Annotated in this window: 10 protein-coding genes; 5 read left to right on the top strand and 5 right to left on the bottom strand. The window is 33.0% G+C overall.

Annotation, left to right across the window (positions count from 1 at the left end; translation table 11 throughout):
- Window positions 1-136 precede the first annotated feature (136 nt).
- From B0A66_RS19230 to tsaD, 4 genes are read right to left on the bottom strand one after another with little or no spacing between them, the layout of a single operon-like run.
- The gene (locus B0A66_RS19230) at window positions 137-634 is read right to left on the bottom strand and encodes a TrmH family RNA methyltransferase (RefSeq protein ID WP_089051489.1); all 498 of its coding nucleotides are present in this window, start codon (window positions 632-634) and stop codon (window positions 137-139) included.
- Window positions 635-644: 10 nt separating this feature from the next.
- A complete protein-coding gene (locus B0A66_RS19235; protein ID WP_089051490.1) occupies window positions 645-1,283 on the bottom strand; it encodes a DUF4159 domain-containing protein in 639 nt (212 codons plus the stop codon).
- Between the two features lie 21 nt (window positions 1,284-1,304).
- Complete coding sequence (locus B0A66_RS19240; RefSeq protein WP_089051491.1) at window positions 1,305-2,015, bottom strand: 16S rRNA (uracil(1498)-N(3))-methyltransferase; 711 nt, start codon at window positions 2,013-2,015, stop codon at window positions 1,305-1,307.
- Window positions 2,016-2,017: 2 nt separating this feature from the next.
- Complete coding sequence (gene tsaD / locus B0A66_RS19245; RefSeq protein ID WP_089051492.1) at window positions 2,018-3,040, bottom strand: tRNA (adenosine(37)-N6)-threonylcarbamoyltransferase complex transferase subunit TsaD; 1,023 nt, start codon at window positions 3,038-3,040, stop codon at window positions 2,018-2,020.
- 206 nt (window positions 3,041-3,246) lie between these two features.
- On the opposite strand from tsaD, the gene B0A66_RS19250 reads away from it, so the two are divergent.
- The 5 genes from B0A66_RS19250 (at window position 3,247) to B0A66_RS19270 (ending at window position 11,507) form a co-directional block, all read left to right on the top strand.
- The gene (locus B0A66_RS19250) at window positions 3,247-7,749 is read left to right on the top strand and encodes a translocation/assembly module TamB domain-containing protein (protein ID WP_244283549.1); all 4,503 of its coding nucleotides are present in this window, start codon (window positions 3,247-3,249) and stop codon (window positions 7,747-7,749) included.
- A 309-nt stretch (window positions 7,750-8,058) separates the two neighbouring features.
- Complete coding sequence (pfkA, locus tag B0A66_RS19255) at window positions 8,059-9,045, top strand: 6-phosphofructokinase (protein ID WP_089051493.1); 987 nt, start codon at window positions 8,059-8,061, stop codon at window positions 9,043-9,045.
- Between the two features lie 88 nt (window positions 9,046-9,133).
- Window positions 9,134-10,138 carry a type I glyceraldehyde-3-phosphate dehydrogenase gene (gene gap / locus B0A66_RS19260; protein ID WP_065450328.1) on the top strand — a complete coding sequence of 335 codons (1,005 nt, stop codon included), beginning with the start codon at window positions 9,134-9,136 and terminating at the stop codon, window positions 10,136-10,138.
- Window positions 10,139-10,272: 134 nt separating this feature from the next.
- The gene (locus B0A66_RS19265) at window positions 10,273-11,124 is read left to right on the top strand and encodes an N-acetylglucosamine kinase (RefSeq protein WP_089051494.1); all 852 of its coding nucleotides are present in this window, start codon (window positions 10,273-10,275) and stop codon (window positions 11,122-11,124) included.
- Window positions 11,125-11,132: 8 nt separating this feature from the next.
- A complete protein-coding gene (locus tag B0A66_RS19270) occupies window positions 11,133-11,507 on the top strand; it encodes a methylglyoxal synthase (RefSeq protein WP_089051495.1) in 375 nt (124 codons plus the stop codon).
- A 177-nt stretch (window positions 11,508-11,684) separates the two neighbouring features.
- Here the strand turns inward: B0A66_RS19270 and B0A66_RS19275 are convergent, their stop codons facing one another.
- Window positions 11,685-12,065 carry a RidA family protein gene (locus tag B0A66_RS19275; RefSeq protein ID WP_089051496.1) on the bottom strand — a complete coding sequence of 127 codons (381 nt, stop codon included), beginning with the start codon at window positions 12,063-12,065 and terminating at the stop codon, window positions 11,685-11,687.
- Window positions 12,066-12,124: the final 59 nt, after the last annotated feature.

The following is a 12,124-nucleotide window of genomic DNA, read 5'->3' on the forward strand; positions in this document are numbered from 1 at the left end:
TTCTTACAATTGAATATTTCGGACTTTAATTTTGATTCAATATATGGTTTTTCTTAAATTATTTTTTACGATGTAAGCTAAGTTGTAAAAAATATGTTAAAACATTGTAAAGTGTCACGTAAATTTACGTAAGAAATTAAGAGGATGTTAACTCGTATAAAGCAATACTTGCAGCTTGTACGACATTCATACTGCTATTTTTTCCAAACATATCGATGTGAACAATCTGATGTGAAATTTTAAGAAGCTCTTCTGAAATGCCATCAATTTCGCTTCCTATCAAAAGTGCTATTTTTTTATCGTTTGGTATAGTAACTTCTTTCAGAGGTTTGCTATTGCTTGTTATCTCTAACGCAATAATTTCGAAATTATTTTGAAGTAGGTATTCGGCAAGATCATTTGTTTTTTCTATCGTTGAATGTGGTACATGCAAATGTGTGCTCCTCGACGTTTTATTTATTTTCCGTGGCGTTAATGGAATATCTTTACCTAAAAAAAAAATATTTTCTACACCAAAAGCCTCACTAATTCTAAAAATGGAACCTATGTTTTGCTGAAAATAAATATTGTCGCAAACAACAGTTATCGGAAATGTTTTTCGCTGAAACTGATTTTCTTCGTGAGTAAGCTGCACTGTTTAAATTTTAATTGGTAAAAATATAGTTGATAATGTTAGCACCCATTTTTAAGGCTTTATCTCTCGCAACAAGTGGATCGTTGTGCACTTCTGCATCTTCCCATCCATCACCTAAATCACATTCGTAGGTATAAAGTAAAACGAGTTTGTTTTCAATGAAAATTCCAAAAGCCTGAGCGCGTGTTCCATCATGTTCGTGAATTTTTGGTAATCCGTTAGGGAACGAAAATGGTTTTTGGAAGATAGGATGATTGGCAGGAATTTCGACTAAATTATTATTAGGAAATATCTTTTTGATCTCTTTTCGGATGTACTGATCCATTCCGTAATTATCATCAATGTGCAAAAAGCCGCCACCATTTAAATAATTTCTAAGATTACTTACATCAGCATCGCTAAAAACAACATTTCCGTGTCCGGTCATGTGTACAAACGGATACGAAAGCAAATCAGGATTACTTGGTTCTACAGTTGATGGTTTTGCTTTTATTCGCGTGTTAATTGTCGAATTGCAATAGCGTATTAAATTGGGTAATGAAGTAGGATTTGCATACCAATCGCCTCCGCCACTATATTTTAGCAAAGCAATTTCCTGTGAAAATGAAGAAAGAGAAACGAGTAATAGTAAGTAAAATATTCTTTTCATAACAGTCTAGAATTCGTTTAATTAGATGTTTTCGTTAAAAAACACAACACTGTGACAACCAACCAAGGCAGCAGTTTCTGTACGCAAACGCGTATTTCCTAATGTTACCGCTTTGTAATTTTGCTCTAAAGCCAGTGCAATTTCTTTTTCAGAAAAATCACCTTCAGGTCCAATTAGTAATGTAACATCCTCATTGGGTTTTAGCATCTCTTTTAATGTTTTTTTGTCGGTTTCTTCGCAATGCGCAATCAATTGTAAACCTTCATTTTGCTGTTTAATAAATTCTTTAAACGAAATGGGATCATTCAGTTTTGGCAGAAACGTTTCATTAGATTGTTTCATTGCAGAAAGTATGATCTTTTCAAAACGTTCTTTGTTGATTACTTTTCGCTCTGAGCGATCGCATATAATTGGCGTTATCTCCTGAATACCAATTTCAGTAGCTTTTTCCAGAAACCATTCAAAACGATCATTCATTTTGGTTGGCGCTACAGCTAAGTGCAGGTGAAATTTAGGTTTGTCAGCTTTTGTTATGGACAGAATCTGTACGGTACATTTATTATCAGAAGCCAATGTGATTTCGGTTTCAAACAAAAGACCGGATCCGTTCGTAACGTGCAGGATATCAGAGTCTTTTTTTCGTAAAACTTTTATAATATGACGGCTTTCTTCTTTGTCAAAAGAAAAGCTTTCGGTAGTTTCGTTAATATCGGGATTGTAAAATAATTGCATAATTAAAATTGAATTCTTGCTTTAGAAACTACTGATGCGTTTTCAAATCGGCTTGATAAATATTTTTGATAACCTACAATTCCAATCATTGCAGCATTATCTGTTGTGTATTCAAATTTCGGAACAAAAGTTTTCCATCCGTATTTGCCCTCACTTTCTTTTAATCGGGTTCTAATTCCTGAATTGGCAGAAACACCGCCACCAATTGCAATTTGATTAATTCCCGTCTCTTTTACCGCTAATTTTAATTTATCCATTAAAATTTCGATGATTGTATATTGAATAGAAGCGCAAATATCATTTAGATTTTCTTCGATGAAATTTGGATTCTCTGCTTTTTTCTTCTGAATAAAATATAAAATGGCTGTTTTTAGTCCCGAAAAACTAAAATCCAATCCGGGTACTTTTGGTTTTGTAAATGCAAAAGCCTTTGGATTTCCTAATTGTGCATATTTGTCTATCAAAGGGCCTCCGGGATAAGGAAGTCCGAGAATTTTAGCACTCTTGTCAAAGGCTTCACCCACAGCGTCATCGGTTGTTTCGCCAATAATTTCCATATCAAAAAAACCATTGACCTTAACGATTTGTGTGTGTCCGCCACTAATCGTAAGGGCTAAGAAAGGAAACTCAGGTTTGTCAAATCCTTCTTCGTCTATAAAATGAGCCAGAATATGCGCATGCATGTGATTTACAGCAATTAACGGAATTTTCAATGCCAATGCCAATGATTTGCTAAAAGAACTGCCGACTAATAATGATCCCATTAAGCCCGGACCTTGCGTAAAGGCAATAGCAGTTAGTTGATCTTTTTGTACATTTGCTTTGCGTAGTGCAGCATCAATAACGGGAACAATATTTTGCTGATGCGCTCTGGAGGCTAATTCAGGAACTACACCACCATATTGATTGTGAATTAACTGATTGGCTACAACATTTGAGAGTACTTTGTCGTTATGTAAAACCGCGGCTGCAGTATCATCGCAGGAACTTTCGATGGCAAGAATAAAAACCTCTGAATTTTGCATATAAAGGCACGAATTTTGAATTATATTTGACAAATAAAATTTTAAATTTTCTTTGTTTGTATGGAGGAGCCAAAATTAAAGAATTTTTATCAAAAACAGCAGTTCTTTGTCTGTTCAAACTAAATTTAAACTAAACTAAAATTAAAGCAGCTATCAAAAAAGTAAAAAAAATAATATCCAGAACCCTAATTGGGTTAATTTTACTTTTGCTGGCAATTGCTATTACGCTGTCACTACCTATTGTACAGACAAAAATCGCAAAATATATTACGGAAACTTTAAATACAGATTTTAAAACTGATATTACCGTAGATAAAGTAGCAATCAATATTTTTGGTGGAGTCAAACTAAAAAAAGTATTGATTTTAGATCACCATAAAAAGACTTTAATTTATTCTGACATTATAGCAACGGATATTTTAAGCATAAAAAGATTATTAGATGGTGATTTAATTTTTGGTGATATCCGTTTAACGGGTGTTGTTTTTAATTTGCGAACCTATAAAGAAGAGGATGAGAATAATATCAATAAATTTATTGCTTTGTTTGACTCTGATCAGCCTTCAAAAACCAATAAACATTTTTTATTAACAGCTAAAAACGCTTACATTGATAAAGGTGCTTTTTCTGTTGTAGATGAAAATAAAAAGACACAGCAGTTTCTGGACTTTAAAAATCTTAATGCTTACATCAGTGATTTTAAATTATATGGGCCTGAGGTAAATACAATAATACACAGGTTTTCTTTTTTAGATCACAGAGGACTTTATGTTTCAAATCTGGCTGGAAAATTTAGTTACACTAAAAAACAGATTAAGCTCGAAGACTTAGCGATTAAAACCAAAAGATCATCACTTTATGGAAAAGCAATTTTAAATTATAAAGTAGAAGACTTTTTGGATTTTACTGATAAAGTGAAGTTTGATGTTGTACTGGATTCAGCTTCGATTGCATCAAATGATATTCGTTATTTCTACGACGGATTAGGTAAGAATCAGCACTTTAAAATTAAAACAAAACTAAAAGGAACACTTAATAACCTGAATCTAAGATCGCTTAGGTTAAGTGATACAAATGGTTCCAGAATTATAGGAAATATCAATTTTAAAAATCTTTTAGGAAGCGAAGAGCAAAAGTTTTCTATGGAAGGAAAGTTTGACAGATTGATTTCAAGCTATGATAATATGGTCGCTATTTTGCCTGGTGTTTTAGGTAAAAGCCTTCCGAAACAACTTCAAAGAGTAGGTAAGTTTAATATTATTGGTAAAACAAAAGTATCAACGACCGCTTTGGATGCTAATTTTAAAATGATAACAGATCTGGGAGACGGTGAGGTTGATCTCCAGATGGATAATATGGATTTCATTGATAAAGCTTCGTATTCCGGAAATATTGTTTTAAATAATTTTGACGTTGGAGCCTTATTAAGCAGAAAAGATCTCGGCAGAACGAGTCTGAATTTAAATGTTGATGGTGTTGGTTTTACAGAAAAATATTTGAACACTATTGTCAGAGGAGGTATTTCAAAATTAGATTACAATAAATATACGTATCACAATATTGTAGTGAATGGTAATTTTAAGCTGCCATATTATAAAGGAGAATTGGCAATAAATGATCCTAATTTAAAGCTAACATTTGACGGTTTAGTTGATTTAAGTAAACGTGAAAGCCGATATGATTTCCATATTAATGTTGAAAATGCCGATTTACGAAAGCTTAAATTTTTAAAAGATTCCATTTCAATTTTTAAAGGTGACGCTGTTGTTCAGTTAACCGGAAATTCTATTGAAAACCTGCAAGGGAATATTTTTATTAAAGATGCTGTTTATCAAAATCCAAAATCTACGTATGCATTTGATTTGTTAACGGTTAGTTCTGAGTTTGATGCAGATAAATTACGTACCATCACCATAAATTCAAATGATGTTGTGAATGGTAAGATTGTCGGAAAGTTTCAGTTTGCTCAGTTAGACAAATTGGTAATGAATTCTATTGGAAGTCTTTATACGAATTACAAACCATACAAATTAAAGAAAGGACAGTTTTTACGCTTTAACTTTAATGTGTATGATAAGGTAGTCGAAATGTTATATCCTGAAATTAACATTGATTCGAGTACTGTGGTACGCGGAAAAATTGACTCTGATTTGCAGGAATTTAAATTTGGATTCAGATCAAAGAAAATTACAGCAGCAAATAATACTTTTGATAATATCCGAATTAGTGTAGATAATAAGAATCCGCTTTATAATGCTTATGTTGAACTTGATAGTATAAAAACACCGTATTATAAGATTCGTGATTTTAATTTAATTAACGTAACCTCAAAAGATACGTTGTTTGTTCGTTCAGAATTTAAAGGTGGTGAAAAAGGTCAGGATTATTATAATCTCGATTTGTACCATACCATTGATAAAAATAAGAATAACGTTGTGGGTATCAAGAAATCGGAAATGAAGTTTAAAGACTACTTGTGGTACTTAAACGAAGAAGCCGGTAAGGACAACCAAATTATTTTCGATAAAAACTTCAAAAACTTCACAATCGATAATATTGTTTTATCACACGAAGAACAAAAAATCGATTTGAATGGTATTTTAAAAGGAAGTGATTATAAAGATATCGTTCTTAATTTCGAAGACGTAGATATTAATAAAATAACGCCGCTAAACACCTCTTTTGTGTTCAATGGTAACTTAAACGGAAGTGTAAATTACAAGCAGAATAAAGATGTTTTTCAGCCAACGGCGTCTATTGTAATCGATCATCTTAACCTGAATAAAATAGATTTAGGAACGCTTAATTTTGATATTGCTGGAGATGAAAGTTTTAAAAAGTTTACGGTAAATTCATCGATACAAAATGGTTTTACAGAATCTTTTAGAGCAAATGGAACATTTGCGGTAGAAAATAAGGAAACAGTTTTGGATATGAGTGTAAAACTCGAAGGATTTAATCTTGCTACTTTGGGAACCATTGGAGGTGACGTATTATCTAATATTCGAGGAACAGTTTCCGGAAATGCAGCTGTAGTTGGTAATCTGAAAAAACCGGAGATAAACGGTCGTCTTTATGTAGAAAAAGCCGGAATGACAATTCCTTACCTTAATGTAGATTATGAACTTAGTGATCGTACAGTTATTGATTTAACGAATGAAAAATTCTTGTTTAGAAACAATCAGTTAACAGATACTAAGTTTGCAACCAAAGGATTGCTGAACGGAAGCATTGAGCATAATAATTTTACAGATTGGAAATTAGACTTAACAATTACCTCTAAGCGATTATTAGCTCTTGATACGAAAGATAGTGATGATGCTGCTTATTTTGGTACAGCATTCATTAATGGAACAGCAAGTATTAAAGGACCAACATCTGGATTGTTTATCAAAGTAGATGCAAAATCGGAAAAAGGGACACAAGTCAAAATACCTATTAATAATGCTCAGGATGTTGGCGAAAGCAGCTGGATACATTTTGTAACGCCAACAGAAAAGTACAATTTAGCAAATGGTATTGCCGAGAGAAACATAGATTATAAAGGACTCGAATTAGAGTTTGATTTTGATATTACACCTGATGCCGAGGTTGAAGTAATTCTGGATAGAAACTCGGGTCATGGTATGAAAGGTAAAGGTTACGGGTCATTGTTGTTTAAGATCAATACTTTAGGTAAATTTAATATGTGGGGGGATTTCCAGGCTTATGAAGGAACATATAACTTTAAGTATGGTGGACTTGTAGATAAGAAATTTGCAGTAAAAAAAGGAGGATCTATCATTTGGGAAGGAAACCCTATGAAAGCGCAATTGAATCTTGAAGCCGTTTACCGAACATCTGCGAATCCATCAGTATTATTAAACAATTCGTCATTTAATAAAAAAGTACCGGTAGAAGTTGTAATTGGATTAAGAGGAGATTTGACAAGCCCGGATCCTAATTTTGATATTCAGTTTCCGTCTGTAAGTAGTGTTTTAAAATCGGAGATACAATACAAGCTTGATGATAAAGATATTCGTCAGACTCAGGCATTGTATTTATTGTCAACAGGTTCATTTATGAGTCAGGATGGTTTTAGTCAGGGTGATTTATCAGGAACTTTTGCTGAAACAGCAGCAAGTTTATTAGGAGGTATCATTAAGTCTGACAATGATAAGTTTAATATTAATTTGAACTACATTTCAGCAGATAGAAGAATTGGACAAGAAGCAGATGGTCAATTTGTGGCTAATATTACATCTCAGGTAAACGAAAGAATAACAATCAATGGTAAGGTTGGGGTTCCTGTCGGCGGTGTAACTCAGGCCGGAGTTGTGGGAGATATTGAAGCGCTTTACAGGGTAAATGAAGACGGAACGATGAACCTTCGTTTATTTAATAAAGAGAACGACATTAATTATATAGGACAGGGAATAGGATATACACAAGGTGTAGGTATTTCGTATGAAGTAGATTTTGATACTTTTAGCGAGCTGGTGAATAAAATCTTCAAAAATAATAAGATAGAACGATCGCTAAAAAGTTCTTCTAATGATGTACAGGATTCTTATCTAAATCCGGATTTTATTAATTTCACAAATAAAAAAGCGGCAGAAAAGGAGAAAAAAGATAATGAGAAGGAGAATAAGAAAAAATCAGAGAAAGAAGAGCAGGAAAAAGCCAAACAACAAAACAATCAGGGCTTAATTCCTGATAATGATTACTAGCATAAACGTTGAAAAACTGTTAACTTTATAAAAACCATTTTTTAAATGGTTTTTTTTATGCTAATTTTAGAGAAATATACGTTTTTCAAAAATCCCGGAATTTATTCAATTTTATAACACTTCATTTAGCTATTGTTAATTTTAAATATTTAATCAAAAAAAGTACGTTTTATTATTTTAAATGAATTTTTTAAGGAATAAAAACTTATTAACGAAAACGTTTGAATTTAACATTTTTTATTAATTTAGTACAAACATAACCTGAAAAGTGGTGAATGTTTGTTAGATTTACACTTTAATACTTAAATAATGCCAAAAACAATAAAAAAAGTTGGTGTTCTTACTTCAGGAGGAGACTCACCAGGAATGAATGCCGCAATACGATCAGTTGTTCGAACATGCGCTTACCACAATATAGAATGCATCGGAATTTATAGAGGGTATCAGGGAATGATCGAAGGAGATTTCAAAGAAATGGGACCTCGAAGCGTAAATAATATTGTAAACAAAGGTGGAACGATCCTTAAATCGGCGCGTTCAGTTGAGTTTAGAACCCCGGAAGGTAGAAAAAAAGCACATGAAAACCTTTTAAAAGCAGGAGTAGATGCTCTTGTAGTAATTGGTGGAGATGGTAGTTTTACCGGAGGATTAATTTTTAATTCAGAATTCGGTTTCCCGGTAATGGGAATTCCAGGTACAATTGATAATGATATTTTCGGTACTAGTCATACTTTAGGATATGATACAGCCTTGAATACTGTCGTAGATTGTATAGATAAAATTAGAGATACTGCAAGTTCACACAACCGTCTATTCTTTGTAGAGGTTATGGGTAGAGATGCAGGACATATAGCACTTAATGCCGGAATTGGAGCAGGAGCAGAAGAAATTCTTATTCCTGAAGAAGATTTAGGTTTAGACAGATTATTAGATTCTCTTCAAAAAAGTAAAGCTTCAGGAAAATCATCAAGTATAGTTGTTATTGCTGAAGGAGATAAAATTGGTAAAAACGTATTCGAACTAAAAGATTATGTTGAAGCTAATTTACCAGAGTACGACGTAAGAGTATCAGTATTAGGGCACATGCAGCGTGGTGGCTCTCCATCGTGTTTTGATCGTGTACTGGCAAGCCGTTTAGGTGTAAAAGCAGTAGAATCTTTAATCGAAGGTAAGTCAAACTATATGGTTGGACTACAAGCAGATAAAGTGGCATTAACTCCTCTGGAACAAGCAATTAAAGGAAAATCTGAAATAGATAGAGAATTGTTGCGTGTATCTGATATAATGTCAACATAAAATAAAAGTGTAGAAAAGAAAAAAGTTTATTGTGAGGAAATTAGACTTTAAAATAGTGTAATAAAAACAAAAGCAAAAATCAAGAAAAATGTCAAAAGTAAAATTAGGAATAAACGGATTCGGACGTATCGGAAGAATCGTTTTTAGAGAAACTTTCAATAGAGATAATGTAGAAGTAGTTGCAATTAACGATTTGTTAGATGTTGATCACTTAGCTTACTTATTAAAATATGATTCAGTTCACGGACGTTTTAACGGTACTGTTGAAGTAAAAGAAGGAAAACTTTATGTAAACGGAAGAAATATCCGTATCACTGCAGAAAGAAATCCAGCTGATTTAAAATGGAACGAAGTTGATGTTGATGTAGTAGCAGAATGTACTGGTATTTTTACAACAATCGAAACTGCAAATGAGCACATTAAAGGTGGTGCTAAAAAAGTAATCATTTCTGCTCCGTCTGCAGATGCTCCAATGTTTGTAATGGGAGTAAACCACGAATCAGCAAAAGCTACTGATTTAGTAGTTTCTAATGCTTCATGTACTACAAACTGTTTAGCTCCTTTAGCTAAAGTTATTCACGATAATTTCGAAATTGTTGAAGGTTTAATGACTACTGTTCATGCTACAACTTCAACTCAAATGACAGCTGATGGTCCTTCTAGAAAAGACTGGAGAGGTGGACGTGCTGCAAGCATCAACATCATCCCATCTTCAACTGGAGCTGCTAAAGCTGTTGGAAAAGTAATTCCTGCTTTAAATGGAAAATTAACTGGAATGTCTTTCCGTGTTCCTACTGCTGACGTTTCTGTAGTAGATTTAACAGTAAAAGTAGCTAAAGAAACTTCTTACGAAGAAATTATGGCTGTTTTGAAAAAAGCTTCAGAAAACGAATTGAAAGGTATTTTAGGATATACTGAAGATGCTGTTGTTTCTCAAGATTTTATCTCTGATAAAAGAACTTCAATTGTTGATGCAACTGCAGGAATTGGTTTAAACTCAACTTTCTTCAAATTAGTATCTTGGTATGATAATGAGTACGGATACTCAAGCAAATTGATCGATTTATCTGTGCATATCGCAGGTTTAAAATAATAGCTTATAATTTGCGAAATCCCGTTGCCGGTTAAGTGTAACGGGATTTTCTTATTTTGTTTGGCCTATAATTAATCTATAAAAGTTTATTTTTGGATTAATTTTAGAAAAAACTAATCCAAAAACTAAATAAAATGAAATTAATAGTTGATAGTGGGTCTACTAAAGCCGATTGGATTGCAATTGATGATAATGGAAAAGTATTATTCACAACACAAACACTAGGATTAAATCCTGAAATTCTTGACGGTCCTGAAATCGTTTCACGATTAAACGATCGTTTTGATATCCTGCAAAATAAAAAAAATGCTACACATTTGTTCTTTTACGGAGCCGGATGTGGAACTGAAAGAATGCAGACTGCACTTTCTCAAATTTTTCAGGAATACTTTAGCAATGCAATTGTTGAAGTTCACGAAGATACTTATGCAGCGGTATATGCTACAACTCCAAAAGGAGAATCGGCAATCGTTAGTATTTTAGGAACAGGTTCTAATTGCAGCTATTTTGATGGAAAAGTATTGCATCAAAAAGTACAATCTCTTGGTTATATTGCCATGGATGATTGCAGCGGAAATGTTTTTGGTAAAGAATTGATTAGAAAATACTACTTCAATAAAATGCCACAAGAACTAGCGGTTGAATTTGAAAAAGAATACAACCTGGATGCTGATTTTATCAAGAATAAATTATACAAAGAACCAAACCCTAATGCGTATTTAGCGACTTTTGCAAAGTTCTTAATTAAACATAAAGATTCAGAATTTTGTAGAAAGATTATATTCAAAGGGATGAAGTCTTTTGTTAAAAATTATATCAAACAGTTTGATAATTGTCAGGAAGTGCCAGTTCATTTCGTAGGTTCAATTGCATTTTACCTTAAAGATGAATTACAGGAAACTTTTGATAAATACGAACTTAAATTAGGAAATGTTTTAAGAAGACCAATTGATGGTTTGATTGCGTACCATGTTGCTAATCAATAAGTAAATATATGGAAATAGCTATAATTGCTCACGATGGAAAGAAGGCAGATATGCTTCAGTTTTTAAATAAAAACAAAGAACTTCTTATTAGGGAAAACATAAAACTAATCGCAACAGGAACTACAGGAAGCAAGGCAATAGAAGCCGGTTTTGAAGTAAAAAGAATGTTATCAGGACCATTGGGTGGTGATGCTCAGATTGCTGCTCGTGTAGCAGTTGGAGAAACGCAGATGGTGTTCTTTTTTAAAGATCCTTTAGCCAGTCACGCTCATGAAGTAGATATAAACATGCTAATTCGCGTTTGCGACGTTCATAATGTACCGTTAGCCACTAATGAGGCTTCAGCACAATTGTTATTAAATGCCATTGCATTACAATTATAGAAAAATACCACAAGTTTTTAAATTATTCAAAGAACCGTTTCAATTGCTGAAGCGGTTTTTTTTATGCTAATCCATTGATAAGGAGAAGAAAAACAACAGATAATTGTTTTTATAAAAAGGAAGTGTACTAAATATGCCGTTGTTTTTCTACAAAGCAACGGCATATCATTTTATTTTTTATTGTACTGCAATTACAGATATTTCTACATTTACATTTTTTGGCAGGCAAGCTACCTGAACAGTTTCACGGGCTGGTGCTGTTTTTTCGTCAAAGTATGATCCGTAAACAGTATTGATAGCGCCAAAGTTATTCATATCCATGATGAAAATGGTTGCTTTTACCACGTTTTCAAAAGTCATATTTGCAGCCTCTAAAATAGCAGCAATGTTTTGCATTACCTGATGTGTTTCATCATTAATATTTTCGGTAACAAGTTCTCCGGAAGTTGGATTAATTGCTATTTGTCCTGATGCATAAAGAGTATTTCCTGATAATATAGCCTGATTGTAAGGTCCGATTGGAGCCGGAGCTTTGTCGGTAAAAATGATTTTTTTCATAATAATTGTTTTTTAAAAATGCTAAAATAGATATTTACAGCTGTTGAAGAATGTATGAT

Source organism: Flavobacterium hercynium, assembly GCF_002217285.1.
GTDB classification, from domain to species: Bacteria; Bacteroidota; Bacteroidia; order Flavobacteriales; family Flavobacteriaceae; genus Flavobacterium; species Flavobacterium hercynium.